Here is a 26136-nt window from a genome sequence, read left to right as displayed (position 1 = left end):
TTATTTGATAGTGCCAGTAACGCGTACTCGGCGTTCTGTTCTGGGCATTGCTTGTGCAGGTTGCGCGCGAGCGGACCGCCGTTGATCAATTACATTTTTTAAAGCAATCAATAGCCCCGCAACAAAAAAAGCCCCAGGTGGCAGCACAAAAAACAAAAACTGATAATCATCTATAACCGTGAGTTGCCAGTTTGCGGCGACAGGCCCAAATAGCAGCGCCATATCGCTAAACAGCGTGCCTTGGCCAAGCAGTTCGCGTAATGCTCCTAACAGTACCAATACGGCTCCAAACCCCAGGCCCATCATAAAACCGTCGATGGCGGCAGGTACGACGGGTTGGCGTGAAGCGAAGGCATCTGCACGCCCCAAAATAGCGCAATTAGTGACAATCAAGGGAATGAAAATTCCCAAGACTTGGTAAAGCGAATAGGCAAACGCCGCCATTAAAAGCTCGGCGCAGGTAACAAAGGCGGCAATCACCATCACAAAAGCGGGCAGCCTGACAGTGCTGGGAACCTGATGGCGAATCAACGAAATGGTGGTGCTGGCGCCCACCATGACGAGCAGGGTAGCGAATGCTAGCCCGAGAGCATTGACGACGCTACCACTCACCGCTAGTAACGGGCATAGCCCCAGTAGTTGAACGAGAGCAGGGTTATTCGACCAAAGGCCTTCTCGGGCTAGTTCTCGCCACTGGCTCATGGGGTGGCCTCTTCGAAGGTGATAGTAAGTTCGTTTTCGACGGCAGTGCTGGCGACATAATTCAGTGCAAGGTGAACAGCATTGACGACTGCACGTGGCGTAATGGTGGCGCCCGTAAAGGCGTCAAAGTGGCCGCCATCTTTACGCACTGCCCATCCAGCAGGCGGCAAGCTGTTTAGACTTAATCCATTAAACTCAGTTATCCAGTCACTTCGTTGGCGCTCGATATCATCGCCAAGCCCAGGGGTTTCTTGGTGTTGGGTAACGCGAACACCAGTGATACGCCGCTGCTGATCGATCCCCACCAGTAGCCGAATCTCACCATTATATCCTTGACGAGTGACAACCGGCAGAATGACGGCATGCTGATGATCGCGTTGAACATACCACCCGTGTTGAGGTTCGCGATGGCCCAATTGTTCTGGATTGGGTAGTTCGAACACACCGTCTAAAACCGTTTGAACAGCGATGTCTCTCAACGTTGCTGGTAATACCTGCTGTAGTTGGCGGTGTTGATAGGCTAGCTGATGATCAGCGATACGCTCGGCAGTCACCGCCCGAGTCAACGCAACGCTACCTGCAGTGACCAGTGAGAACACCCCTAAGGCGAAAGCGCCGCGCAGCATGGCTTGGCGGGGAGTCATGATCTGTCTACCTGCTCTGTTTGCTGCTGTGCTTTAGGCTGACCCGTTGGGCGTGGCACGGTATAGATATCTAATAGTGGTACGCATAAGTTCATCAATAAAACGACAAATGCAACCGCGTCTGGGTAGCCGCCAAACGTGCGGATAATCATTACCAACGCACCAATTCCCGCGCCGAAAAAGAGTTTTCCTCGGCGGCTAGTCGCTGCCGAGACAGGATCGGTGGCAATGAAAAATGCCCCGAATATCGCAGCCCCCGTGGTTAAGTGGAAAAACGGTGAAGCGAAGTGACTTGGGCTGCTGGCATAAAAAAGCGTTGCGAGTAAAGCCATACTGACCAGCATTGAAACAGGAATATGCCAACTGATAATCCGTTTAGCAATCAATAGAAGCCCGCCTGCTAACCAGGCCAGCGCTACGTTGCGCCAAGCGCTCAAAGCGCCTTCGGGTAGTGGTTGAGTAGCCCAAAATTCTCTGGCCAGCACTGCTTCGCCTTTGTGTTTAAAGGCATCTAGCGGTGTAGCACCACTCAGCGCATCTAGCATGGAAGCCGGCAAGGTACCGCCAATCTGGGCCCATAGGTTTTCGGGGATAAATGACTGCGGAGGCGACCATAACGTCATGTAGGTGGGAAACGACACCAGTAACAGTGCATACCCCACCATAGCCGGGTTGAAAGGGTTCTGACCTAGGCCGCCATATAGGTGTTTAGCGACAACAACGGCCGCCAGAATACCTATTCCAATGAGCCACCAGGGGCTAGCAGGTGGTAGCGACGCGCCTAAGAGTACGCCTGTTAGTAACGCGCTTGAATCAGAAAGCGCAGGCCGTAACGAGCGTTGGCGGAGTTTCAAAGCCAGCGCTTCTGCGCCGAGTGCAAACAGTCCCGCTAGTAGCACATTACTGATAACACCAATGCCGAAATAAAACGTCATTACGGCAAGCCCCGGTAAGGTGGCGATGATTACCCATCGCATCAGTTGAGCGGTAGGTGGCGTTGCATTAAATGTCTTGGCAGTTAGCGACTTAGCATTTGTCGATTTAGCCGTTAGTTGAGAGGCGTGCATCATACTCATGGCGATTCCTGTTGTGCCATTGTGGCGCGAGCCTCAGTCAGCCGAGTATCAGCTGCCTTAAGGTTTTCTTGGGCGGTGGCCAGTTGGGTCTCTAAATCATCATGGCGCTGGTTGGGGTCTTGCGCGGCAGCCCTTGCCAGCGTTTTTTCAGCTTTTCTTACCGCCGCTTTCGCGGCAGTTTGCGCAATCCGCAAACTGCGCAAGTCAACTTGCAAAGCGGCACTGTCGCTTGCCTTTGAGCTGTCTGAAGGCTGACGGATTTGTCCCCTTCTTGCCTGACGACGTGCTTGCTTCTCTGCATCCTCGCGTGCTAACCGCGCTTGACGAAACTCAAACCGGTGTTTGGCGTGATCGGCTTTGGCGGTTTCAATGCGCTTTACGCGAATGCGCTGCTTTGCTGAACGATAATCCTGCACCAAGGGAATATAACTGGGGCAGACAAAGCTGCAGGCGCCGCACTCAATACAATCAAATAAATGCAACTTTTCCAGGGTATCGTCGCTTTCCGCGCGGGCATACCAATGCAGTTGTTGCGGAAGGAGCTGGACAGGACATACGCTTTCACAGGCACCGCAGCGGATGCAGGAAGACTCAGCGGGGGCCGGCGGAAGCTCTTCACGGGTAGCTGCGATCAAGCAGTTCGTCGTTTTCATTACCGGCGTGTCAAGGGTCGAGAGTGGTACGCCCATCATCGGGCCACCTACAATGACGTGGTAAAGCTGTTGGTTTTCTAAACCAGCCTGCAGCAGCAGCGTTTCAATAGACGTGCCAAGGCGTACCCAGTAGTTACCCGGTGCGCTGATAGCGTCTCCCGTTAGGGTGACGATTCGCTCAACCAACGGTTTACCATCACGCACTGCGCGCAGCGCTGCCAGCAGTGTGCCCGGGTTGTGGCAAAGGACACCGATATCCGCGGGAAGGCCGCCACTGGGAACATCGAGGTTGAGCAATTTTTTGATAAACTGGCGTTCACCACCGCTTGGATAGCGGGTTTCGATGACTTTTAGCGTTATGTTTACTCGGTGCTGATCGCTAGTTGGATGATCGTTAATCTGTTCAAAGTCAGAGAGCGCAACTTTTAATGCGCGGATCGCATCAGGCTTATTATCTTCAATGCCCACCACAATCTGTTGGGCGCCGCAAAGCCTAGCAACTATCTGCGCTCCCTCCATTATGTCGGTTGGATAATGGCGGAGAGCCAAGTCGTCTGCTGTGATATAAGGCTCGCATTCTGCAGCATTGACCACTAGCGTATCAATGCGGTGATGGTCGGCAATCTGTGCTTTGATATAAGAAGGAAAACCGGCGCCACCGAGGCCTACGAGTCCGCAGCTGTCCAATCTATCAATAAGTACTGCATGGTTCTCAGTTCGCCAGTCAAGCGGCGGTAGCGCTTGCCACCTATCTAGACCATCGGCGTCGATAGTAATTGCACTATCACTAACCTGGGTCACCGTCCCACTAATACTGGCATGCAGATTTGCCGATACCATGCCGTCTCGCTTAGCAATCAGGCTACCTACTTGAACCGCATCATCGGTAGCAACACAGGGGATGGCGGGATTGCCCGTATGCTGTTTGAGTGGAAGCGTTACCTGCGCAGGCAAAGGCGCGTTTCGAAGCGGCGATTGGTTGGAGCGATCTTTTCGTTCGAGCAAAGTGATGCCCCCCGGAAATTCATAGGCCGGCATGTTGGCTCCTGGTTGGCTGGCGATCGCTGGCGATTAAGGGCGCTATATTAACAACAGGCTGCCACTGGCTGAGTGGTTTGCCTCTGGGCAGCATATCAATACAGTCGACGGGGCAGGGCGCAACACACAAATCGCAACCTGTGCACTCGTCCTCTATTACCGTATGCATTTGCTTCGCCGCGCCAATAATGGCATCCACTGGGCACGCTTGAATGCACTTAGTGCAGCCGATGCACTCGGCTTCACGGATAAACGCAACGGTATCTTCGGTGGCTGCTTCGCCATCCAGCGGTTCCGCTTCTCGGCCTAATAAGTCTGCTAATGCGTGAATAGTTGCTTCGCCGCCGGGCGGGCACTTATTCAAAGCATCGCCCTGGTTGATTGCTTCGGCATAGGGTCGACAGCCCGGGTAGCCGCACTGGCCACATTGAGTTTGTGGTAATAGCGCGTCGATTTGTTCTACCAGTGGATTGTCTTCACCTTTAAAACGCACACTGGCCATGCCAAGCAATGCGCCAAACGTTATTCCAATTCCGGTCAACACACTCACTGCACTAAGAATGCCCCACCAAGAAAATGCATCCCCCATGGCGGTTACCCCTGCGCTAAACCTGAAAAACCAAGAAAGGCCAGTGACATAAGACTCGCGGTGACCATCGCAATGGCGGCACCTCTAAAGGGGGTCGGTATATCAGCATTGGCCAATCGCTCACGCATGGCTGCGAACAGCACTAAAATCATTGAAAACCCCAGCGCAGCGCCAAGACCATAAAGAATGGTATGAAAGAAACTAAGCTCGCGGTTAAGTGATAAAAGTGCCACACCCAGTACCGCGCAGTTAGTCGTAATCAGCGGTAAAAAAATCCCCAGCACCTGATGTAATAGGGGGCTGAGTTGGCGCACCATTATTTCGGTAAATTGCACCACGGCGGCAATGACAACAATAAAGCTAATGGTACGAAGATAGGTAACATCCAAAGGCACAAGCAAGCCATGATAGACCACATAACTAGCGGCCGACGCCAGTGTCAGCACGAACGTCGTCGCTAACGACATTCCCATGGCGGATTCCAGCTTGTTCGAAACCCCCATAAACGGGCAAAGCCCTAAAAACTGTACCAACACGAAATTGTTGACCAGCGCAGTACTGATCAAAATTAGAAAGAGTTCATTCATAGCGGCGTATTGTGCGCTGAAAAAGGGGGATCTGGCTAGAGTGTTCGTTGAACCTTAAGCGCCGGGAAGGGCAGAGCCAGACTCTGCCCTCCTTCATGCCTTCTAAATTACGTGACACGTTGTCCTGGTTCCGCGCCCGCATCTGGGGAGAGCAGGTAAATGCCTTCTTTATTAGCCGAAGCTAGTACCATGCCTTCTGACAAACCGAAGCGCATTTTGCGAGGAGCCAAATTAGCCACCATAATCGTCAAACGACCCTCAAGAGCTTCTGGTGAGTAAGCAGAGCGAATGCCTGAAAAGACATTGCGTGTTTCACCCCCTAAGTCCAGCGTAAGCTGAAGCAGCTTGTCAGCACCTTCCACATACTGCGCTTTGGCAATACGGGCAATGCGTAAATCAACTTTGGCGAAATCGTCAAAGCTGATTTCTGCCGCAATCGGCTCATCTGCTAATGGTCCTTTTGGGGTGTTTTTTAGCTTCTCCTCTTCCACTAAATCCTCCTTGGAAGCCTCAATCATAGCGTCAATCTTATCCCGTTCAACCCTTGTCATCAGTGGTTTGAACTTGTTAATTGGATGATTGACCAATACGTTGCGGCGGCTACTCCAGTCTAATGAACCAATATTCAGGAATTCGCGTGCCTGTTCGGCCATTGTTGGCACTACGGGGGCAAGATAGACCATCAGCTGGCGGAACAAGTTGATGCCTACTGAGCAAATTTCCAGTACCTCAGCATCATGGTCATCTTGCTTGGCCAGTGCCCAAGGAGCCTTGTCGGCAATGTACGTATTGGCTTCGTCGGCCAATTCCATAATTTTGCGCATGGCACGGCTAAATTCACGCGCCTCAAAATCGTCAGCAATATCGTCGCCAGCAGAGATAAAACGGGCGACCATTTTTGGTTCTGCGCAGTGTTCCGCCAACGTACCGCCACCCAGTTTTTTCACAAAGCCCGCGCAACGGCTAGCAATATTGACAACCTTACCTACCAGATCAGAATTAACCCGCGCAGAAAAGTCGTCCAGATTAAGGTCTAAATCGTCTACTTTGGAGGTTAATTTAGCGGCAAAGTAATAGCGTAAGTACTCAGGATTTAAGTACTCAGCGTAAGTGGCAGCTTTGATGAACGTGCCACGCGATTTAGACATCTTGGCACCGTCTACGGTTAAGAACCCGTGGCAGTTGACCGCAGTAGGCGTGCGAATGTCTGCACCATGCAACATGGCAGGCCAAAACAGGGCATGAAAATAGACAATATCCTTGCCAATGAAGTGGTAGACCTCTGCTTTTGAATCCTTCTTCCAAAAAGTATCGAAGTCGATACCTTCTCGGTCACACAAGTTTTTAAAACTAGCTAAGTAGCCGATAGGCGCATCTAGCCAGACATAGAAGTATTTGCCTGGTGCATCAGGAATCTCAAAGCCGAAGTAGGGCGCATCGCGGGAGATATCCCACTCATTAAAGCCCGACTCGAACCACTCCATCAGTTTGTTACGAATTTGTGGCTGGACATGATCGTCATCAATCCATTGCTGAAGAAATTCAGCAAAGTCTGGCAGTTTGAAAAAGTAATGCGTTGAAGTGCGTACTTCCGGTGTTGCACCAGAAATAGCAGAAACAGGATTGATTAAATCGGCAGGCGTGTAAGTGGCGCCGCATTTCTCACAGTTATCGCCATATTGATCATCGGCACCACATTTGGGGCAGGTTCCTTTAATAAAACGATCGGCTAGGAACAAGCCTTTCTGCGGATCAAACATTTGTTCAATATCGCGGGTAGCAATATGTCCTTTGTCACGCAAGCGGGTGTAAATCAGTTCGCTGAAGTAACGGTTTTCCTCTGAATGGGTGGAATGATAGTTATCAAATCCCACGCCAAAACGAGCGAAATCTTCCTGATGATCCTGAGAAACGCGCTCGATTAGTGCTTCCGGCGTAATGCCTTCCTGCTCAGCCCGCAGCATGATAGCGGTGCCATGGGCGTCATCTGCGCATACGTAGTAGCACTGCTGTCCACGGCTTTTTTGAAAACGCACCCAAATGTCGGTTTGGATGTATTCAAGAAGGTGGCCTAGGTGGATGGCACCGTTGGCATAGGGAAGCGCGCTTGTCACCAAAATGTTGCGCGGGGCAGTATTTGACATGGTGAATGATAATTCCGGTTAGGCAGTGCAAATAAAGACGGCGAAGTAGAGATGGGCTTCGCCGGTAACGTCAACATGCTACTTACAGCAACTTATCTCTGCTAGTAGAGTCCCTGTTCTTCCTGAACGACCTCACGCAGAAGCTTCAGAAAAAGTTTATCGGCTTCAGAATGTTCAGCGGGGTCTTCGGGAATATGGACGCTTGTCGTATCGGAGATTTCGTTAGCAATTTTGGCCATCACTGCTTGGTTATTGCCTTCGATTAACTGCTGCCGCGCAATCGCCAGGGATTGTTCTAAGATTTTTGGATCTTGAAGCAGCTTACGGATAAAGTCGCGCAGTTCATTGATAATGCGCGTTTTTTGAATTTCTGTTGCGGACATTAGAGTTCTCCTTAAGACCACGCTTGAGGAATGTTCAAGCGAGACCAATGAATGCCTTGACCATAGCACTTTTTTTGCAGCTGAGCATGGGTTCAAAAAGGCATTGGCCAGCGCTTATTTATGTTTTTCAGCATGCTCTCTTACCTTGCTCACTCTTTCCTTACTCATTCTTTACGGACTCATTCTTTCCGTACTCACTCGTCTAGTTCTTTTTCTTCCAGTACTAGCAAGCGCTATAGGCTGAGGCGCCCTGCCTTATGTTTGACAGGGTTGGCGTACTGCGCCAACCAATAAGGCCGCAACGCTTCAGGTATGCTGGCCAGCCGAGCGTTAAAACGATCCCTGTCCTGACGCGTTATCGTTTTGCGGGCAATAAGTTCTGGTGATTCGCCAAGTGCTTCCAATGCTAAGTAGTGGCTGGGGTATAGGCGATAGCCACCGATTACTTGGCGATCAATTTCCGCTGCTACTTCGTCAGGTGTCGCCATGTCAGCACCTACCGGGCTACCAAATCGCAATTGAACCCGACCCTTAGGGCCAGTAATGCCTGACACAATGGAGCGAATATCTTCAAATTCGCTTTTCGTGTAGCTGCCCTCGGTAGCGATATCGTGAAGTTCCTGTGCTTTTTGTAAATCACAAGGATCATATTCATAGCTAATCGATACCGGCACCAGTTTTAACTCAGCAATGGCCTCGCCAAACACCATATCTCTCTCGGCGTTGCGTCTGGCCATGGTCAGCATCTTGATGATAGCGGGCTCGGTTCGATCAATGCCATTTTTAGCACGGCCTTCTCGCTGCGCCATCCAAATAGAGTGTTGGTCAACCGTGATCGAGTGACGAATATAGGCCGATAGCTGTTGGTACGCCGCCAACATGGCACGCTTGCCCCGTGCGCTGCGCGGAACAATAAAGCTTTTGTTTAAGCGCATCAGGTCCGTGACGTAGGGCTTTTTGAGCAAATTGTCACCGATCGCAATACGCACTGTGTCGCGGCCAGCCAGATATAGGGCATAGTTTACGAAGGCAGGATCAAGCGAGATGTCACGATGATTGCCTATAAAGAGGTAGGCGCTATCGTTATCGAGCTTGTCAAGCCCAGAAACCTCGAAGGCATCCGTGGTAGTGCGAATCATGCGTTCCATGTAGCTGGCAATTCGCATCTGGAAGCCGTGCACTGATGTAACACCCTTTACTTCACGACGGATGGCATGACCTGCCAGAGCGCGAGCAACGGGAGGTGCCCACTTGGCCATGCGCGGCAGCCTGAAGCGAGTCAATGCGTTTAAAAGCTCGCTATCATGCGACAGGCGCTCGAGAACATTGGCTACTTCATGATCCATGTAGGGGCGAATATCAGCCCAGGGGTCATTAGCGGTGTCTGCGTTAAGTAAGTTGTTGTGATGAGTCATGCGATCCGTTGGGTATAGGCAGAAATAAACAGTATAGGTCTAGGCTAACGGTGAAATTATACGTCTGGCTGAGAAGCAGCATCGCGCTGAACTTCACCACCAAGCCACTCAATCAGGCGGGGAATATCGTCTGACAGTGCCTGCGCCATCAAAATAAAATCAGTTTCTAAGCGAACAAGCGCATCGTCGCCATCATCTGCGTGATCAGCTTCTTCAATTAATGCATCGCCAAAACGCAATGACTTCAGCGCCAGATCATCGTGTAGCACAAAGCTTAAACGACCTTCCAGGCTTATCGCGAGCTTGCTGGCTTGACGTCCGCTTTCAAGCAGTTGCTGGATTTCGTCACTGTCCAGATCAACCTGTCGAGCACGCAGTACGCCGTCATCACCTTTCGCTTTTAACTCAACCTGATCCCCTAACTGAAGATCAGCTGGGCGGCTATCCGCTTCGCCCAGCCACTGGGTCATCGCTCGGATGGGCAGTGTTTGCGATGTGAGTGGCGTCACTTTCAGGCTACCTAGTGTCTCGCGTAGCAGATCCAGCACATCTTCTGCACGTGTGCGGGAGCTGGCGTTGACGCCGATTAGCTGACGACCAGTATCCCACCATAAATCGATTTTTTGACTGCGAACAAAGGCACGGGGCATTAGTTCCTCAGTGACTTGCTCTTTTAATGCAGTTTTTTCTTTGCGAGTTACTTTTCGCCCTTCACTGGCTTCGATATCAGCGACTTTTTCATCGACTTCCTCTTTAACCACAGACGCAGGAAGCAAGCGTTCTTGGCGTAGGGCGGACAATAACCTATGGCCCTGTATTTCATGCAGCCGCTGACCACTGCCCATACGACCTGCCGGGGCTGTCCACCCTAAACGGCGCGCATCCGCATTACCTAGCGGCTTGGCTGCATGCTCGTCGAGTGCATTCTCCAGCGTTTCGCTATCTAGCTCAGGGGCGCCGTGAAGGCGGTATAAATGCAGGTGCTTGAACCACATGTCACCAATCCTATTAAAAAGGTGGAACATTATGGCGAAACCAAGCCTTTCCTACCAGCGCCTTAAGGGATTGCCTTGTTGTTGCACTGGTTTAAAACTTGTGTTTGATTTGAGCGAGATTGTTAATGCTTAACAGATTTTAGAAAAGGAGTGGTTATGTCTACAGCAATATCCAGTGTGGCGCTGCGAGTGCGCGGCTACCAGTTAGATGGCTACGGCCACGTAAATAACGCGCGCTATCTTGAATTCATGGAAGAGGGGCGTTGGGCTTTTTTTGATGATCATCCGCGTTTGATAAATCAGCTTCATCAGGCAGGTCGAGCGTTTGTCGTGGTTAATCTGAATATTGATTATCGAGCGGCTGCCGTTCAAAACGATGATTTGCAGATTATGACCGGTATTGTCGATGTGGGAGAACGCAGTGCAATTTGCCACCATCGCATCGTGCGTCAAGACGGCACCCTGGTTGCCCAGGCAGATTTGACCTTTGTGCTGCTAGATATGAAGGCCAATAAGGCCGCTTCTATTGAAGGAGAGGTGCGAGAAGTGCTTGAGGGGCTTGTGATCGATAAAGATGCCTTTTTAGGGTAAATCGCAATGCCGGTACCACTGACTGCCCATGGTGCTTATGCAGTGGTATGATGGTGATGACTCTGCGCGCCGCCTTGTTGTGGTATCAAGTGCGGCTCTTTACTTAAGCGCTTTTAACTCTCGCAGTGCCAATGCAGTGCAAAGGATCTGACTTTCATGGGTGACATCGCCAGAGAAATCTTGCCCGTCAATATTGAAGACGAGCTTAAACAGTCGTACCTCGACTACGCGATGAGTGTCATTATCGGTCGCGCTCTTCCCGATGTGCGTGACGGCCTCAAGCCTGTTCACCGGCGTGTGCTTTTTGCCATGCATGAGTTGAGCAACGATTGGAATAAACCGTACAAGAAGTCGGCGCGCGTCGTCGGCGATGTCATCGGTAAATACCATCCGCACGGTGATAGTGCGGTCTATGACACAATCGTTCGTATGGCCCAGCACTTTTCCATGCGCCACGTACTGGTGGATGGTCAGGGGAACTTTGGTTCCATTGACGGTGATAACGCGGCCGCTATGCGTTACACCGAGGTGCGCATGGCGCGCCTCGCCCACGAGCTACTCGCTGACCTGGAAAAAGACACCGTCGATTGGGTCGATAACTACGACGGTACTGAACGCATACCCGCCGTGCTGCCAACCAAAGTTCCTAACCTGCTAATCAATGGGTCATCAGGGATTGCGGTTGGCATGGCTACTAATATCCCGCCCCATAACATGCGGGAAATAATTGATGGTTGTCTTGCGTTAATTGATGATTATACGCTCACTGTTGATGATCTGATGCAGCACATTCCTGGGCCGGATTTCCCCACGGGTGGCATTATCAATGGTCGTGCGGGAATTTTAGACGCTTACCGCACGGGGCGTGGGCGTATCTATGTGCGTGCCTGTCACACCATTGAGCATGATGATAAGAGTGGTCGAGATCACATTATTATCACTGAGTTGCCTTACCAGGTGAACAAAGCGCGATTGATCGAGAAAATCGCTGAGCTGGTAAAAGAGAAGAAAATCGAAGGTATTGCTGAGCTTCGCGATGAGTCGGATAAAGATGGCCTTCGCGTGGTGATCGAGATTAAGCGAGGCGAGTCGGGTGATGTCGTCGTCAACAACTTGTTTGCGCAAACACAGTTGCAGAATGTGTTTGGTATTAACATGGTGGCGCTTGAAAACGGACAGCCTCGCACGCTCAACATAAAAGAGATGCTTGAGGCGTTTATTCGCCATCGTCGCGAAGTTGTTACACGCCGCACCCTGTTTGAATTGAAAAAAGCCCGTGAGCGCGGTCACTTATTGGAAGGTTTGGCAGTTGCTATCTCCAATATTGATGAAGTTATTGAGCTAATTAAAGCATCCCCCAATGCTGCGGAAGCCCGCGAAAAGCTGTTGGCCAAAACGTGGAAGCCTGGCCAAGTTACCGCCATGCTGGAACGCGCCGGTGCAACCTCTTGCAAGCCAGAAGAACTGGAGGAAGGGTTTGGTCTAAACACGGCAGCGACGGAATATCGTCTGTCACCCGCGCAGACCCAGGCAATTCTCGAACTCCGTCTGCACCGCTTAACGGGGCTTGAAACTGAAAAGCTGTTAGAAGAATACCTGTCTATTCTTGAGAAAATAGCGGAATTCACCATCATCTTGGCCTCTCCGGATCGCTTAATGGAGGTGATTCGGGAAGAGTTGCATGCCGTGCGTGAGCAGTATGGCGACGATCGCCGCACGGAAATTCAGGCTAGCCACCTTGATTTGTCGATTGAAGATTTGATCGCAGAAGAAGACATGGTGGTCACCGTTTCCCGCTCAGGCTATGCCAAGACACAGCCGTTGTCTGATTATCAAGCCCAGCGCCGTGGTGGACGCGGTAAGTCAGCTACCGCAATGAAGGATGAAGACGTTATTGAGCACCTGCTGGTGGCCTCTACCCATGACACCGTGCTGCTATTCTCTAACCGTGGCAAGGTGTATTGGCTGAAAGTGTACGAAATGCCGAATGCTAGTCGGGGTTCGCGAGGTAAGCCGCTAGTCAATATGCTGCCGCTTGAAGAAGGCGAGGCCGTTAACGCTATTCTGCCGGTACGTGACTACGACCCTGAACACTACATTTTCTTCGCAACCGCGAAAGGCACCGTTAAGCGCACCAGTCTTGAGCAGTTCTCCCGTCCGCGTAGTGTTGGCTTGATTGCCATTGATTTGGAAGAGGGCGACCGTTTAGTAGGTGCTGCTATTACGTCCGGCTCTGATCATGCCATGTTGCTTTCCTCTAACGGTAAGGCGATCCGTTTTGAAGAAGGGAACGTGCGCGCTATGGGTCGTACTGCCCGGGGTGTTCGCGGTATGCGTCTAGCGGGTAACGCGGAAGTCATCAGCTTGATCATTCCGAAGAGCCAGCAAATTGACGCTGAAGATGACGCCGATGCAAACGCTGATACGCAGGTTGTCTCGGTCGAGAATGCTCAAGCAGAAGGCCAGATCTATATTCTCACGGCGAGTGAGAATGGCTTTGGTAAGCGCACGCGCCTGGAAGAATTCCCGTTGCGCGGTCGTGGTGGCCAAGGTGTTATCGCTATGCAAACCAGCGAACGTAACGGCGCGTTGGTTGCAGCAATGCAGATCTACGACAGCGACGAAATGATGCTGATTACCGACCGTGGCACGTTGGTTCGGACTCGGGTTGAAGAAGTGTCAACGACCTCGCGTAATACTCAGGGGGTAATGCTGATTCGCCTGGGTAAAGAAGAAAAATTAGTTAAAACTGTCCGCGTGGACGAGCCTGCCGAAATCGACGCATTTGAGTCTGATGCAGTTGAGCCAGATTTAGATGAGACTGGCGAGCTAGGCAACATTGACGATGGCGAACAGGAACCGGGAACCAATGACACGTCATTATAACTTTTGTGCAGGGCCAGCGGCCCTGCCTGTCGCCGTGCTTGAGCGTGCGCAAAATGAACTACTGGATTATCAAGGGCGCGGTTTATCTGTCATGGAGATGAGCCACCGTAGCGACGAATTTGTCGCTATTGCGGACCGTGCAGAAGCTGACCTGCGATATTTACTGGGTATTCCCAGTAACTACAAAGTGCTTTTCTTGCAGGGCGGTGCCAGCATGCAGTTCGCTATGCTGCCGATGAACTTGCTGGGGCAAGGGGGGAGCGCTAATTTTATCCAAACGGGCATTTGGGGCAAAAAAGCGATCAGTGAAGTTCGGCGGTTGGGTTTCAACTGTCACGTGGCAGCGAGTAGCGAGGCCAACGGCCATACGGCGGTTCCCAAGGAAGATGCACTGTCGATTAGCACCGATGCTGCCTACTTGCACTACACCTCGAACGAAACCATCGGTGGCTTAGAATTCGACTACACGCCAAGGGTTCAGCGTGCGGATGGCAAAGATGTACCGCTGGTTTGTGATATGTCATCAAATATTTTATCTGGCCCTATCGATGTGACGCAGTTTGGAGTGATTTATGCGGGTGCTCAAAAGAACATCGGTCCAGCTGGCCTAACGCTGGTTGCTGTTCGTGATGATTTAGTTGGCAAAGCGCCTAGCTCTATCCCGTCTTTATTTGACTATCAACTGCTTGCAGACGCCAGTTCTATGGTAAACACGCCGCCAACGTTTGCATGGTACTTGGCAGGCCTCGTTTTCCAGTGGTTAAAAGACGATATCGGTGGGTTAGAGGCGATGGATGTTATTAACCATCGCAAATCGCAGAAGCTTTACGCCGCTATCGATGCCAGCGATTTTTATTCTAACCCGATTGCCAGTCGTAATCGTTCTCGCATGAATGTTCCGTTTGTGCTGGCCGATGCCAGCTTAGACAGTGTGTTCTTGCAAGAAGCTGACGAGGCGGGGCTGCTTAATCTGAAGGGGCATCGCAGTGTTGGCGGCATGCGTGCCAGTTTATATAACGCGGTGCCTGAAGAGGCTGTTGATGAGTTAACCGCCTTTATGGCGGACTTTGAACAACGAAGAGGCTAACCACAATGTCCGATACGCCGGTTAATTTAGACGACTTACGTCAACGTATCGACCAGTTGGATGGCGATATTCTGCACTTGATTAGTGAGCGCGCCAACTGCGCTCAGCAAGTGGCGCACGTTAAACTCTCCCAAGACGAAGACGCTATATTTTATCGTCCTGAGCGAGAAGCGCAGGTGTTGCGTCGCATCATGTCGTTGAATCAGGGCCCGCTAGATTCTGAAGAAATGGCGAGGCTGTTTCGCGAAATTATGTCGGCGTGTCTTGCTCTAGAGCAGCCTGTGAAAGTTGCCTATTTAGGCCCTGAGGGAACGTTTACCCAGCAGGCAGCGCTTAAGCACTTTGGTGAAAGTGCCGTCAGTATGCCGATGGCGGCGATTGATGAAGTGTTTCGTGAAGTAGAGGCAGGCGCTGTTCATTATGGGGTTGTGCCGGTAGAGAACTCTACCGAAGGGGTTGTTAATCATACGCTCGATACCTTTATGGATTCGTCGATCAGGATCTGTGGTGAAGTGGTTCTGCGTATTCATCACCATCTTCTGATTAGCGAAACCACGCGTCGAGATAAAGTCTCACGAATTTACTCCCACCCACAGTCGTTTGGTCAGTGTCGTAAATGGCTTGATGCCCACTTTCCTCACGCTGAACGTGTGCCTGTTTCCTCAAATGCGGAAGCGGCCAAGCTGGTTAAAACAGAGTGGCACAGTGCGGCGATTGCTGGGGATATGGCGGCCAAGCTGTATGGCCTAGAGCGCATTGCCGAGAAAATTGAGGATCGACCTGATAATTCCACGCGCTTTTTGATTATTGGTAATCAAGATGTACCAATATCTGGCGAGGATAAAACCTCAATTGTTGTCGCTATGCGCAACCAGCCCGGTGCGCTCTATGATCTGCTGGAGCCGTTTCACCGTCACCGTATTGATTTGACACGAATCGAAACACGTCCTTCGCGGACGGGCGTTTGGAATTATGTGTTCTTCATTGATTTCAAAGGGCATCGGGACGAGCCGCAGGTAGCAGCTGTGCTTGAAGAAGTTAGGCTGCGCGCGTCTGAGCTGCGGGTTCTTGGCTCCTATCCTTTAGGCGTGCTGTGACGGAGTGTGCTGTGCAAGCGTTGGAAACAAGCGCTGATAGTCGGCCACCTTGCCAAGAGTCACGTTTATTAATTGTTGGTCTTGGCTTGATCGGCGGGTCGCTAGCCGCCGCGCTTCGTCATTCAGGTTTTAAAGGGCATATCTCAGCGTGCGACGCTAATGCATCAGAAATTGCCCAGGGGATTGAGTTAGGGTTAATAGATAATGGCGGTTCACAGCTAGCGGAACTGCTTGATGACGTCTCCATGGTGATTCTGGCCGTGCCAGTGTTGGCAATGGAGAGTGTAATGACCACCTTGGCGGCTTCTCTTCACCGCGCCTCTGAGAACGTTGTGATTACCGATGTGGGCAGCACAAAAGCGACGATCCGTGATTGTGCTGTGCGTGCTTTTGGTGAAATGCCCTCTTCGGTGGTGCTGGGTCATCCTATTGCTGGATCTGAAAAAAGTGGTGTTAGCGCGTCAGATCCAGCCCTCTATGTTCATCACAAAGTGATTCTTACCCCAGAGCCGAATGTAGATGCAGGCGCGCTTGCACGGGTCCAAGCGTTATGGAAGGCCGCTGGCGCTGACGTGCTGCAAATGAGCGTAGAACGGCATGATCAAGTGCTCGCACGTACTAGTCATCTACCACACCTATTGGCATTTTCATTGGTCGATACGCTGGCGCGTCAAGACGAGCGGTTAGAAATCTTTCGCTATGCAGCCGGTGGATTCCGGGATTTTACCCGTATCGCTGGCAGCGACCCTGTTATGTGGCGAGATATATTTATTGCCAACCGAGATGCCGTATTGTCGTCGTTAGATGATTTTGAAGCAGGACTCGCTCGGTTACGCCAGGCAGTAGAAAGTGGCGATAGCGACTCTCTTATTGCAACTTTTGATCGTGCCAGTCATGCACGCCATTATTTCGATACGTTATTGAATAAAACCAGCTATCAGGCGGAATATCATATGCAACCACACGGTAAAGTGACTTATCGGGTGAAGCCGGGCGGTAAGGCGCAAGGACGTCTACGCGTGCCGGGCGATAAATCAATGTCCCATCGCTCTATTATGCTAGGCGCTTTGGCGGAGGGAGTCACCGAGGTAAAAGGATTTCTTGAAGGTGAAGACAGCCTTGCGACACTGCAATCTTTCCGTGAGATGGGCGTTGCCATTGAAGGGCCATATCAAGGGCGAGTCACTATTCATGGGGTGGGAATGCATGGTTTGAAAGCCCCAGCAGGCCCACTTTATGTGGGTAATTCCGGTACTGCCATGCGTTTGTTTGCCGGGCTATTAGCAGGTCAAGCGTTTGATAGCGAGCTAACCGGTGATGAGTCATTAACCAAGCGGCCAATGGGACGTGTGGCTGACCCACTGCGTTTGATGGGTGCAACTATCGACACTGCTGAAGGCGGCCGACCGCCCCTTAATATTAAAGGTGGCGCAGCATTGAAGGGTATTGACTACGCCATGCCTATGGCCAGCGCACAGGTGAAATCGTGCTTATTACTGGCAGGCTTGTACGCTGAAGGTGAAACGCGTGTGCGGGAGCCCGCTCCTACTCGAGATCACACCGAGCGTATGCTTAATGGCTTTGGCTATGACGTATCGCGCGAGGGAGATACCTGCTGGCTTCAGGGGGGCGGCAAGCTGACAGCAGGTCCGATAGATGTTCCTTCCGATATTTCTTCTGCAACATTCTTCTTAGTAGCAGCGGCTATCACACCAGGGGCAGATATTACCCTTGAGCACGTAGGCATCAACCCTACGCGTATTGGCGTCATTAATATTCTTAGTTTGATGGGAGCTGACTTAACGCTTGAAAATGCGCATGAGGTAGGCGGAGAGCCGGTAGCGGATATTCGTATCCGTTATGCGCCCTTAAAAGGGATTGATATCCCTGTTGATCAAGTACCGCTTGCCATTGATGAATTTCCTGCGCTGTTTATTGCCGCCGCTAACGCGCAAGGTAAGACACGCTTACGTGGCGCTGAAGAGCTGCGTGTTAAAGAGTCTGATCGGATTCAGGCAATGGCAGATGGTCTGGCAATTTTAGGCGTTAACCACACGGTTGTTGAAGACGGTATCGATATCGACGGCAATGGTGATGATTCCGTGCCGAGTTATGGCGGTGGGCGCATTGACAGCTTGGGTGATCACCGTATTGCCATGTCGTTTGCGATTGCTTCTTTGCGCGCAAGCGATGACATCATCATCGATGATTGCGCAAATGTGGCTACTTCTTTCCCTGATTTTGTGGCGTTGGCGCAGCATATCGGTATGCGTGTAAGTGTGGAGGGTGTTAATGACGATTAAGATCCCTGTGCTCACCATTGACGGCCCAGGTGGAGCAGGTAAAGGCACCATCAGTGGCTTAGTTGCCGAACGCCTGGGGTGGCATCTGTTAGACAGCGGTGCGTTATATCGACTTACTGCACAGGCAGCCTCGAAACATGACGTGGCACTGGATGATGAGACGTCGTTAGCGCTGCTTGCAGCTCAGCTTGATGTTGCTTTCCCCGTGCAGGATGGGCAGCCTCGAACGCTTCTAGAAGGTGAGGACGTTTCCCGAGCGATACGCACAGAGCAAGCGGGTGAGCGAGCGTCTCGTGTGGCGGCCCTGCCGCAAGTCCGTGAAGCGTTGCTTCAGCGTCAGCGAGACTTTCAACAGTCGCCGGGTTTGGTCGCTGATGGTCGTGATATGGGAACGGTAGTATTCCCTGATGCGCCATTGAAAATTTTTCTAACCGCAAGTGCAGAAGAACGTGCGCGGCGAAGGCATCTACAGTTGCAGGAAGCAGGGGTGGGTGCTAGTCTATCGAGTCTTTTAAAGGAGATTCAGGTGCGCGATGCACGCGACACGCAACGCAGTGTGGCTCCTCTCAAGCCGGCAGATGATGCCATAACGCTTGATACCACATACCTGAGCATACCGGAAGTGGTTGATCAGCTGTCTGGATTGTTAGCTCAACGTGGCATAACAAACGGCATTTGATCCTCGCTTGCGGCGTTTTTGGAAAGGTGTCACGACGTGGCAGGGCGATAACTCCATATCAGAGAACCCGGTCAGGTCTAACCAGCGCTAACACCTCCAAAAGCTGAATGACATTAGGCCCGTACTTGCTGGTGGTACGGAGAAGGCATTTATGCCTCAACAACGTTGATCACGTAGGAAAACCATGAGCGAAAGCTTTGCTGAACTGTTTGAACAGTCTCTTAACGACATCAACATGGAGCCAGGCGCAATTGTCGCGGCTCAGGTTGTCGACATTGACGGTGACTGGGTTACCGTTAACGCTGGTCTGAAATCTGAGGGTCAGATCCCTGCGTCACAATTCCGCGATGAGAACGGTGAACTCACCATCGCTATCGGTGACGACGTGCATGTTGCGCTTGAAGCCGTAGAAGATGGTTTCGGTGAAACCCGTCTATCCCGTGAAAAAGCCAAGCGCGCTGAAGCTTGGAAGATTCTGGAAGCAGCCTTCGAGAAAGATGAAGTCGTCAAGGGCGTGATCAACGGTAAAGTCAAAGGCGGCTTTACTGTCGAGGTCGACTCTATCCGTGCCTTCTTGCCAGGCTCTTTGGTTGACGTTCGTCCGGTTCGCGACACTGCGCACCTGGAAAACAAAGAGCTAGACTTCAAAGTCATCAAGCTTGACCCGAAGCGTAACAACGTCGTTGTTTCGCGTCGCGCCGTGCTGGAAGCCGAAAACAGCGCTGAGCGTGAAGCGTTGCTGGCGACGCTACAAGAAGGTCAGCAAATCAAAGGTATCGTTAAGAACCTAACTGATTACGGTGCCTTTGTTGATCTGGGCGGCGTTGACGGCCTGCTTCACATCACAGACATGGCGTGGAAGCGCATTAAGCATCCGTCTGAAATCGTGGCTGTTGGCGACGAAATCAACGTTAAGGTGCTCAAGTTTGACCGTGAGCGTAACCGTGTATCACTAGGTCTTAAGCAGCTTGGTGAAGATCCTTGGGTCAACATCAAAGCCCGTTACCCAGAAAGCACCAAAGTGCACGCTGTTGTCACCAATCTGACTGACTACGGCTGCTTTGCTGAGCTTGAAGAGGGTGTCGAAGGTCTGGTTCACGTTTCAGAAATGGACTGGACGAACAAGAATATTCATCCGTCTAAAGTTGTCCAAGTGGGCGATGATGTTGACGTGATGGTTCTTGATATCGACGAAGAGCGTCGTCGTATTTCTCTGGGCATTAAGCAGTGTACTGCTAATCCGTGGGAAACCTTCAACGCTGAATATAACAAGGGCGACCGTGTTTCAGGTACTATCAAGTCAATTACTGACTTTGGTATCTTTATCGGCCTTGAAGGCGGCATTGATGGTCTGGTTCACTTGTCTGATATCTCTTGGACAGAAACCGGTGAAGAAGCCGTACGCAACTTCAAGAAAGGTGACGAAGCAGAAGCCGTTATTCTTTCAATCGATCCTGAGCGTGAGCGTATTTCCTTAGGTATTAAGCAAATGGATTCCGATCCAGTAGCTGAATATCTGTCGGTTAACGACAAAGGCAGTATCGTTACAGGCCGTATTGTAGAAGTTGATGCCAAAGAAGCACACGTTGAGCTGGCGACTGATGTTATCGCTATTCTCAAGGCGTCTGAAATCAGTGCTGATCGCATTGAAGATGCCCGCAACGTGCTGAATGAAGGCGACAGCATTGAAGCGCGTATCGTTAGCGTCGATCGCAAGAGCCGTCAGATTAATTTGTCGGTTAAAGCGAAAGAGCAAGACGATACTCGTCAAAATCTGAAGAAACTGCGTGATCAAGAGCCGGAAGCGGGTGGTCCAACCACCATCGGTGATCTAATCAAGCAGCAAATGGGCCAAGATTAATTAAGTAGTTGAAAGCCTGTAAAAACGCCGCCCAATGGGCGGCGTTTTTTTATAAACGCGTACGACATGAAATAAATAATTAGCCTATGTTTGAACTGAGTGTATAAGCTGGTTTTTATAGTGCTAACTTAGCAATAAAAATCAATTAGTATTTAAGGTAAAATCAACTAGACTATTGTCAGTTAGCGCATTTACAGCAATAATACACGCGCATCCTGAACTCGTGCGTATTGAGTTGATAAATTGATTAACTCGCGCAGTTAAACCTATGCTGAAAGGAACCCCTATGTCGTTATTGAATGAGTACATTCAAAAGGAACAGCAGCTAAAACAACTGCAAGAAGATTTACAGCGCTTGGAAGGCGATCAGCGCTTGAAGAGCGAGCTTGAATTTAAAGCGAAGCTTGAAGCGCTAATGAACGAGTTTGGCAAGCGTCCTTCTGACGTTATTGCATTGCTTGACCCTAACGCGGAACAGCGTGGTTCAAAAGGCAATGCTGCTTCTTCTACGCGCCGTAAGCGTCGTCTGAAGATTTATAAAAACCCGCATACCGGTGAAGTGATTGAAACCCGTGGTGGCAATCATAAAGGCCTGCGTAGCTGGAAAGACGAGCATGGTGATGAAACCGTTGAGTCTTGGCTAGAGCGCATGGAAGACTAAGTCGTTTTAAACCGGCATTTCTAACGAGAAATGCCGGTTTTGGTTTGATATGATCGGTAAAAATTACTCAGATCGAGTTAGAAAGACAGAGGTATTCTCAACTCAATGTGCTGCGGTTGCCATAATACCTGAGGTGCGTCACCACTGATATTTAAATGGTTTCTTTTATTCATTAAAGCCACTAGTGTTTCAGACATTACATTAGACAGTTGTGAAATATTGTCGAAGCATGTTTTTGCATAGTAACGAGAAGGAATTTCAACTCGCCGATAGGTAACAGGCAACGCCACGTGCTTGGCAGCATTTTTACTTTCAAGATAGAATCCAATATCAGTTCTCGTTTGGTTTAAGCTAGGTTCTTCAATAACTGCTTTTGCTTTTTCTGCCAAGAGATCTGGCAACACCATTGTTGGAGTAGATATCCCTAGCTGGGCTTGTAGGCACTCTAAATGATTGGCGTGATAGTTGGTGTAGCCTAGTCCACGAATGTGGTCTGGTGCTTGGTACATGCGCATTAAAACAACATGCGCAGGCCGGCTTTTTTCAATGCTGGTCGTATAATGTCTGTCAGGCCTGCTCTGAAGATACATGCTTCTTACCGCATGACGGTATTCGCGGGGTGACAGTTGATAGCGGCGCTGAAAGGCGCGTGAGAAAGAAGAGTGATTGGTATATCCACAACGAATAGCGATTTGCGCTATATTTTGTGAGGTGAGTGAAAGCAATACAGCGGCTCGTTCAAGACGCCTTTTTTCACGGTAAGCGCTCGGCGATATGTTGAAGCACTGGCGGAACTGTCGGCGTACTTGTGACGCTGAGTATCCTAAGTGGTTAGCAAGGTCTTCGATTCCGAATGGCTTATCGAGTGTGTCTTGCAGCCAGATCTCAGCACGCATCATTGCATTGAACATTATCTGGCCTCCTATGCTTGAGTCGTACAGGTCGTTACTCATCTCACCTGTAATGCACCTTCCCGGTGCTTGCGTTGCTAGTAATCTGATAGGCGATTAAGATTGCTTTCTGTCTGCCAGATGAATTTGCCGCTATATGCGCGGCCTTAAGCTACTTTGCTGGTCGTTTTTTGGCTTTATCAGTAGAAGCATACCGCTTAATAATTAGTATCCGTTCGTGTATTGCTTAGCCGTGATGCCTTTATGATGGTAAGAGAGTGCAAAGGCAAGTTTGCCCAGAGGTTTTACGCGTTTGTGCACAGTTTTAACAAAAAAAGGTCTGTTTTAGCAGGCTTGTCACCCATTTCAAGTAAGGTGTAAATGAAACATCGATGAAATATCAAAAGGTTCAAAAGCAGCTCGATGAGCGTGAAAAACTACGTAAGTTCCGTGAGTTGGATGATGCCTTCGCACACGCACTGCGTCAGTTAGACGATCCTAACAGCGATTTCGATATTCCAACGGGTCCACCAGTACGTTCAATTGCGGCGTTAGAAGCAGACGACCAAGCGGCTCACAAAGCAGCATACTCTCATGAGCAAAGCTGCTTGTTTGATCAGCGCTTAAAAGCGCTGATTGATGCCTATGATTTGTCAGAGCGAGATGTTGCAGAGATGATTCACACATTGCTTGAGGCCAAGCAGTGGGAGCTAGAAAGCGTGCCAGCAGCGTTCAGTTAATACGTTAAAATAGTAAGACAGCAATTAACTGTTAACGATATCGAAAGATACGTAGGCTGGGTAAATAGACGTCGTCTTCTAGTTTTTCATCGCGCCGCTTAGCTCTAGTACGAGTCGTTGGAGGCGTTTCCGCAGGGGCTTTAAGGTGGGGCAATCGACCTTCATTAGCGGGTACGATTAACGGCATTGCAATATTAAGCGCTCGCCGCGTATGCCCATCGGCAAGCGGTTCGACAAAAAACAAATTAGCGCGCATTAACGGGGCTTGGGTTTGTACCTGCGCCAATATTTCCCTACTTGGAATGCTGGCAAGCTTGCGTAGCTGGATGCGAATGTGTGGCGCATCACTATCTAATTGTAATAATTTTTGCTCAGCCTCCTGGACGCTGACTCTTTTGATTGAGCGACCGCTGCTGTACCACGCTAGCCTAACTCTGGACACGGGCGCCGGAGCAATGGGGAGTTGCCGCCAGCACTGTTTTAGATGGAGCCTCGCAAATCCGCTTTTACGCAGTATTTCATCGATATGTGGATGTCGCTTGGGTAAGCGAGCCTTAGCATCACTCAACGCGTTTGGATGAGAGTGCTTAATGCGCGCGATTAAATCGCTGATACGTGCTTTCGCGTGATTAATTTGATGGCAAGCTTCAAGTAATTCATCACTAGCGGCGATGACAGCTATATAGTTACGCGTTTCGCGCCCGTCCTGCCCCTGTTGATGCCACATATCCAGTAGGGCTTCCCGCAGCCAAGCAGGGTTGCTAGCCGCGTGATGAAACCGCCAGGTAGGCGGTTGTTCTGATTCATACAGTGCTGAAGCCCGCTCGATGGTAGCCACTAATTGGTCGAAGTGGACATCAAGCTCATGCAGAAGGTGATACGAAGGCGGCGGGGTATCGGTCATTTAAGGCGGACCTATAAGCTAGTAAAGCGAGACTTTTTCAGCGACACACGCTCAGTAATGTTTTTCGTGGTAACTTTTCTTAACCGCTGTCCTTAATAATTACTCTTAATAACTATTTTTAACAACTCTTTATTAGTACTTTTATTAGCAATTTTTCTTAGTAATTTTTCTTAGTAATTCCTTTTGTATGCTGTCGTTCAGGCAGGAGCTTTCTTTCAGGAGCTTTCTTTTAGGAGTTCTCCTTCAACAACCGTCTTTCAGAAGCCCCCTCAGATAGCAGCGTTAAGAAGTTAGAAACGAATTGCACTATTCTTTTAACTTCTAAGAAACCGGGGCCTTTCAGGAAAGCGGGGCGTCTCTATCTGCTTGAGCAAGCAGGGTATCTAAGTCTGCTTCATCCATGGCCGATTCACCGGCTATGCGATGCGATTCTTCTGCCCAGGCGCCCAAATCAAGTAGTTGGCACCGTTTACTACAAAAAGGGCGATAGGTGCTTTCTGGCCCCCAGATGATTTTCTTGCCGCACTGAGGGCAGGCAACTTCTAGCGGTGAATCATTCGCCGGCGTGGGCATGACTAACTCCTGTCTCAAAAACTGTTTCAAGTACTGTTTCAAGTACTGTTTCAAGTACTGTTTCAAGTACTGTTTCAAGTACTGTTTCAAATATGTCGCTAAGCGCAGTCTGCACGATAACGCCGATCCAATTGGATGACTTGGCGCATTATGTTTGCATGGTCGCCACTGTTATCGATGACATCATTGCCCTTCGCAAGTCGTTCTTCGCGTGGAAGTTGGGCGGCGAGGATAGCACGCACTTGGTTTTCACTCACCCCATCCCGAGCAAGCGTGCGGGCGAATTGCAGCGATTCGGGTACATCGATGACGAGTGTGCGATCTACCAGTTTATCTTGCCCAGACTCAAACAGCAGTGGCGATACTAGTAAAACATAGGGCGACTGCTGCTGCAGGCGTTCAAGATGTGAAAGAAGGCGCTCACGAACCCTAGGGTGAGTGACAGATTCTAACCACTGGCGTTGTGCGGGGTCTTCAAAAATGATGGTACGTAGCGCCGACCTATTCAACGTACCGTCAGCGTTCAATATCTCTGTACCAAAGTGTTCAGCAATGGCCGCTAGCGCGGGCTCACCAGGGGCAACGACTTCTCTTGCGACATCGTCGGCATCCACCCAGCCAACCCCCAGTTCTTCAAACGTACGGGCAACAGTAGACTTTCCCGAACCAATACCACCTGTCAGCCCAATGATCATATTTGCTCCCGAAAAGGTTGACCCAAAATTGGTGTTAGCGTTAATGAAGTAACGATGTATAGAGTGCCATTAACTCGTTTCCTACAAGCAAGCAAATCCAGCCCGCCAGCGCAAGAAAGGGGCCGAAAGGGAGAGGCTGGCCACGCAGCTTAGGTGATACTGCTTGGGCAGCTAATCCCACCACCGCGCCAATACCAGCAGATAAAATAAGCAGCAGTGGCAACATGCTCCAGCCTAGCCAAGCGCCAAGCGCTGCGAGTAATTTGAAATCCCCAAACCCCATGCCTTCTTTGCCTGTTATCAGTTTAAATAGCCAGTAAAAGCTCCACAGCACCAGATAGCCTGCCATTGCGCCGATGACAGCGCTAGGGAGCAACAAAGGCTGAAAGACCAGTTGATAGGCAAAGCCGGCCCAAAGCAGCGGCAGGGTTAAACTATCAGGGAGTAAATAGGTGCGAAAGTCGATGACTGCCAAGGCAAGCAGCGTTAAACAGGCGCCATAGATAAACATTGCGCTGAGGGTGGCACCATACAAAGCGACAACTACTACAGCAAGCACCCCGCCCATTAGCTCAACCAGTGGGTACTGAACGCTGATGGGCGTTTTGCAATGAGCGCATTTCCCCCTTCTTTTTAGCCAACCTAGTAAGGGAAGGTTGTCGTGCCAGGCAATCGGCTGTTCGCAGCGTGGACACATTGACTTTGGAGTAGCAAGGTTAAAGCGGGGTGACGGCTCTTCGGCAAGCTCCAGAGAAGCGCGTGCTTCATTGCGCCAGCTGCGCATCAACATAACGGGTAAACGGGTGATGACAACGTTCAGAAAACTGCCGAAACAGAGGCCAATCAATAAAGCAAAAAAAAGGTAAAAACTTGGCGGTAAATCCATAGTATTCCTGCTGTTTTGTTAGTGCCGATAAGCGTTAGAAAGTATCAGTACCGCGGG

General features: G+C 50.5%; 24 protein-coding genes. 9 read left to right on the top strand and 15 right to left on the bottom strand.

From position 1 onward, the window contains the following. The 10 genes from ELY33_RS15735 to ELY33_RS15690 form a co-directional block, all read right to left on the bottom strand. Positions 1-702 carry an electron transport complex subunit E gene (locus ELY33_RS15735; protein ID WP_126948850.1) on the bottom strand — a complete coding sequence of 234 codons (702 nt, stop codon included), beginning with the start codon at positions 700-702 and terminating at the stop codon, positions 1-3. Next, positions 699-1346: an electron transport complex subunit RsxG gene (gene rsxG, locus ELY33_RS15730; protein WP_126948849.1), complete on the bottom strand. Its 648-nt coding sequence runs from the start codon at positions 1344-1346 to the stop codon at positions 699-701. The genes ELY33_RS15735 and rsxG overlap by 4 nt, the downstream gene beginning before the upstream one ends. Further along, positions 1343-2422, bottom strand: coding sequence for an RnfABCDGE type electron transport complex subunit D (locus ELY33_RS15725; protein WP_126948848.1), 1080 nt, complete (start codon positions 2420-2422; stop codon positions 1343-1345). The genes rsxG and ELY33_RS15725 overlap by 4 nt, the downstream gene beginning before the upstream one ends. Continuing rightward, a complete protein-coding gene (rsxC, locus tag ELY33_RS15720; RefSeq protein ID WP_126948847.1) occupies positions 2419-4113 on the bottom strand; it encodes an electron transport complex subunit RsxC in 1695 nt (564 codons plus the stop codon). Before rsxC ends, ELY33_RS15725 begins: the two co-directional genes overlap by 4 nt. Further along, on the bottom strand, positions 4100-4702 hold the full coding sequence (gene rsxB, locus ELY33_RS15715; RefSeq protein WP_126948846.1) for an electron transport complex subunit RsxB: 603 nt from the start codon (positions 4700-4702) through the stop codon (positions 4100-4102). The genes rsxC and rsxB overlap by 14 nt, the downstream gene beginning before the upstream one ends. A 5-nt stretch (positions 4703-4707) precedes the next feature. Then, the gene (gene rsxA, locus ELY33_RS15710; protein ID WP_126948845.1) at positions 4708-5289 is read right to left on the bottom strand and encodes an electron transport complex subunit RsxA; all 582 of its coding nucleotides are present in this window, start codon (positions 5287-5289) and stop codon (positions 4708-4710) included. A gap of 107 nt (positions 5290-5396) precedes the next feature. Beyond that, positions 5397-7433: a methionine--tRNA ligase gene (metG, locus tag ELY33_RS15705; protein WP_126948844.1), complete on the bottom strand. Its 2037-nt coding sequence runs from the start codon at positions 7431-7433 to the stop codon at positions 5397-5399. Between the two features lie 101 nt (positions 7434-7534). After that, positions 7535-7816, bottom strand: coding sequence for a hypothetical protein (locus tag ELY33_RS15700; RefSeq protein WP_126948843.1), 282 nt, complete (start codon positions 7814-7816; stop codon positions 7535-7537). Between the two features lie 233 nt (positions 7817-8049). After that, positions 8050-9231: a 1-acyl-sn-glycerol-3-phosphate acyltransferase gene (locus ELY33_RS15695; RefSeq protein WP_126948842.1), complete on the bottom strand. Its 1182-nt coding sequence runs from the start codon at positions 9229-9231 to the stop codon at positions 8050-8052. Positions 9232-9287: 56 nt separating this feature from the next. Next, positions 9288-10226, bottom strand: a complete 939-nt coding sequence (locus ELY33_RS15690; protein ID WP_126948841.1) for a recombination-associated protein RdgC — start codon at positions 10224-10226, stop codon at positions 9288-9290. Positions 10227-10382: 156 nt separating this feature from the next. Here ELY33_RS15690 and ELY33_RS15685 point away from each other — a divergent pair, with 156 nt between their 5' ends. The 8 genes from ELY33_RS15685 to ELY33_RS15650 all read left to right on the top strand — a co-directional run bounded on the left by ELY33_RS15685 (position 10383) and on the right by ELY33_RS15650 (position 21391). After that, positions 10383-10817 carry an acyl-CoA thioesterase gene (locus tag ELY33_RS15685; RefSeq protein WP_126948840.1) on the top strand — a complete coding sequence of 145 codons (435 nt, stop codon included), beginning with the start codon at positions 10383-10385 and terminating at the stop codon, positions 10815-10817. 156 nt (positions 10818-10973) lie between these two features. Continuing rightward, complete coding sequence (gene gyrA, locus ELY33_RS15680; RefSeq protein WP_126948839.1) at positions 10974-13703, top strand: DNA gyrase subunit A; 2730 nt, start codon at positions 10974-10976, stop codon at positions 13701-13703. Next, positions 13687-14790, top strand: a complete 1104-nt coding sequence (gene serC, locus ELY33_RS15675) for a 3-phosphoserine/phosphohydroxythreonine transaminase (RefSeq protein WP_126948838.1) — start codon at positions 13687-13689, stop codon at positions 14788-14790. The genes gyrA and serC overlap by 17 nt, the downstream gene beginning before the upstream one ends. 5 nt (positions 14791-14795) lie before the next feature. Next, positions 14796-15887, top strand: coding sequence for a prephenate dehydratase (pheA, locus tag ELY33_RS15670; RefSeq protein ID WP_126948837.1), 1092 nt, complete (start codon positions 14796-14798; stop codon positions 15885-15887). Between the two features lie 11 nt (positions 15888-15898). Then, positions 15899-18190, top strand: a complete 2292-nt coding sequence (locus tag ELY33_RS15665; protein WP_126948836.1) for a bifunctional prephenate dehydrogenase/3-phosphoshikimate 1-carboxyvinyltransferase — start codon at positions 15899-15901, stop codon at positions 18188-18190. After that, positions 18180-18869: a (d)CMP kinase gene (gene cmk / locus ELY33_RS15660; RefSeq protein ID WP_126948835.1), complete on the top strand. Its 690-nt coding sequence runs from the start codon at positions 18180-18182 to the stop codon at positions 18867-18869. The genes ELY33_RS15665 and cmk overlap by 11 nt, the downstream gene beginning before the upstream one ends. 184 nt (positions 18870-19053) lie before the next feature. Beyond that, positions 19054-20730, top strand: coding sequence for a 30S ribosomal protein S1 (gene rpsA, locus ELY33_RS15655; RefSeq protein ID WP_126948834.1), 1677 nt, complete (start codon positions 19054-19056; stop codon positions 20728-20730). 286 nt (positions 20731-21016) lie between these two features. After that, positions 21017-21391: a histone-like nucleoid-structuring protein, MvaT/MvaU family gene (locus ELY33_RS15650; RefSeq protein WP_126948833.1), complete on the top strand. Its 375-nt coding sequence runs from the start codon at positions 21017-21019 to the stop codon at positions 21389-21391. 77 nt (positions 21392-21468) lie between these two features. On the opposite strand, the gene ELY33_RS15645 is transcribed toward ELY33_RS15650, so the two are convergent. Then, on the bottom strand, positions 21469-22302 hold the full coding sequence (locus tag ELY33_RS15645; protein ID WP_126948832.1) for a helix-turn-helix transcriptional regulator: 834 nt from the start codon (positions 22300-22302) through the stop codon (positions 21469-21471). Positions 22303-22673: 371 nt separating this feature from the next. On the opposite strand from ELY33_RS15645, the gene ELY33_RS15640 reads away from it, so the two are divergent. Then, the gene (locus tag ELY33_RS15640; protein ID WP_126948831.1) at positions 22674-23021 is read left to right on the top strand and encodes a hypothetical protein; all 348 of its coding nucleotides are present in this window, start codon (positions 22674-22676) and stop codon (positions 23019-23021) included. A gap of 31 nt (positions 23022-23052) precedes the next feature. Here the strand turns inward: ELY33_RS15640 and ELY33_RS15635 are convergent, their stop codons facing one another. The 4 genes from ELY33_RS15635 to ELY33_RS15620 form a co-directional block, all read right to left on the bottom strand. Further along, entirely contained in the window at positions 23053-23925 is an 873-nt protein-coding gene (locus tag ELY33_RS15635; RefSeq protein ID WP_126948830.1) for a DNA replication terminus site-binding protein, read from the bottom strand. Between the two features lie 339 nt (positions 23926-24264). Then, entirely contained in the window at positions 24265-24498 is a 234-nt protein-coding gene (gene yacG, locus ELY33_RS15630; protein WP_126948829.1) for a DNA gyrase inhibitor YacG, read from the bottom strand. A gap of 98 nt (positions 24499-24596) precedes the next feature. After that, complete coding sequence (coaE, locus tag ELY33_RS15625) at positions 24597-25193, bottom strand: dephospho-CoA kinase (protein WP_126948828.1); 597 nt, start codon at positions 25191-25193, stop codon at positions 24597-24599. A gap of 40 nt (positions 25194-25233) precedes the next feature. Beyond that, positions 25234-26079, bottom strand: coding sequence for a prepilin peptidase (locus ELY33_RS15620; RefSeq protein WP_126948827.1), 846 nt, complete (start codon positions 26077-26079; stop codon positions 25234-25236). Between the last annotated feature and the right edge of the window lie 57 nt (positions 26080-26136).

Source organism: Vreelandella andesensis (assembly GCF_003989795.1).
Lineage (GTDB): Bacteria > Pseudomonadota > Gammaproteobacteria > Pseudomonadales > Halomonadaceae > Vreelandella > Vreelandella andesensis.
This window is presented reverse-complemented; position numbering and strand designations above follow the sequence as displayed.

Bases quoted from the DNA above. Each gene is read 5' to 3' on its own strand.
- ELY33_RS15635 (WP_126948830.1), bottom strand. From the start codon at position 23,925: ATGACCGATACCCCGCCGCCTTCGTATCACCTTCTGCATGAGCTTGAT.
- rsxC (WP_126948847.1), bottom strand. From the start codon at position 4,113: ATGCCGGCCTATGAATTTCCGGGGGGCATCACTTTGCTCGAACGAAAA.
- ELY33_RS15640 (WP_126948831.1), top strand. From the start codon at position 22,674: ATGAAATATCAAAAGGTTCAAAAGCAGCTCGATGAGCGTGAAAAACTA.
- yacG (WP_126948829.1), bottom strand. From the start codon at position 24,498: ATGCCCACGCCGGCGAATGATTCACCGCTAGAAGTTGCCTGCCCTCAG.
- rsxB (WP_126948846.1), bottom strand. From the start codon at position 4,702: ATGGGGGATGCATTTTCTTGGTGGGGCATTCTTAGTGCAGTGAGTGTG.
- ELY33_RS15650 (WP_126948833.1), top strand. From the start codon at position 21,017: ATGTCGTTATTGAATGAGTACATTCAAAAGGAACAGCAGCTAAAACAA.
- ELY33_RS15695 (WP_126948842.1), bottom strand. From the start codon at position 9,231: ATGACTCATCACAACAACTTACTTAACGCAGACACCGCTAATGACCCC.
- serC (WP_126948838.1), top strand. From the start codon at position 13,687: ATGACACGTCATTATAACTTTTGTGCAGGGCCAGCGGCCCTGCCTGTC.
- rpsA (WP_126948834.1), top strand. From the start codon at position 19,054: ATGAGCGAAAGCTTTGCTGAACTGTTTGAACAGTCTCTTAACGACATC.
- metG (WP_126948844.1), bottom strand. From the start codon at position 7,433: ATGTCAAATACTGCCCCGCGCAACATTTTGGTGACAAGCGCGCTTCCC.
- ELY33_RS15685 (WP_126948840.1), top strand. From the start codon at position 10,383: ATGTCTACAGCAATATCCAGTGTGGCGCTGCGAGTGCGCGGCTACCAG.
- coaE (WP_126948828.1), bottom strand. From the start codon at position 25,193: ATGATCATTGGGCTGACAGGTGGTATTGGTTCGGGAAAGTCTACTGTT.
- rsxG (WP_126948849.1), bottom strand. From the start codon at position 1,346: ATGACTCCCCGCCAAGCCATGCTGCGCGGCGCTTTCGCCTTAGGGGTG.
- ELY33_RS15645 (WP_126948832.1), bottom strand. From the start codon at position 22,302: ATGTTCAATGCAATGATGCGTGCTGAGATCTGGCTGCAAGACACACTC.
- gyrA (WP_126948839.1), top strand. From the start codon at position 10,974: ATGGGTGACATCGCCAGAGAAATCTTGCCCGTCAATATTGAAGACGAG.
- rsxA (WP_126948845.1), bottom strand. From the start codon at position 5,289: ATGAATGAACTCTTTCTAATTTTGATCAGTACTGCGCTGGTCAACAAT.
- ELY33_RS15620 (WP_126948827.1), bottom strand. From the start codon at position 26,079: ATGGATTTACCGCCAAGTTTTTACCTTTTTTTTGCTTTATTGATTGGC.
- cmk (WP_126948835.1), top strand. From the start codon at position 18,180: ATGACGATTAAGATCCCTGTGCTCACCATTGACGGCCCAGGTGGAGCA.
- pheA (WP_126948837.1), top strand. From the start codon at position 14,796: ATGTCCGATACGCCGGTTAATTTAGACGACTTACGTCAACGTATCGAC.
- ELY33_RS15725 (WP_126948848.1), bottom strand. From the start codon at position 2,422: ATGAGTATGATGCACGCCTCTCAACTAACGGCTAAATCGACAAATGCT.
- ELY33_RS15700 (WP_126948843.1), bottom strand. From the start codon at position 7,816: ATGTCCGCAACAGAAATTCAAAAAACGCGCATTATCAATGAACTGCGC.
- ELY33_RS15735 (WP_126948850.1), bottom strand. From the start codon at position 702: ATGAGCCAGTGGCGAGAACTAGCCCGAGAAGGCCTTTGGTCGAATAAC.
- ELY33_RS15690 (WP_126948841.1), bottom strand. From the start codon at position 10,226: ATGTGGTTCAAGCACCTGCATTTATACCGCCTTCACGGCGCCCCTGAG.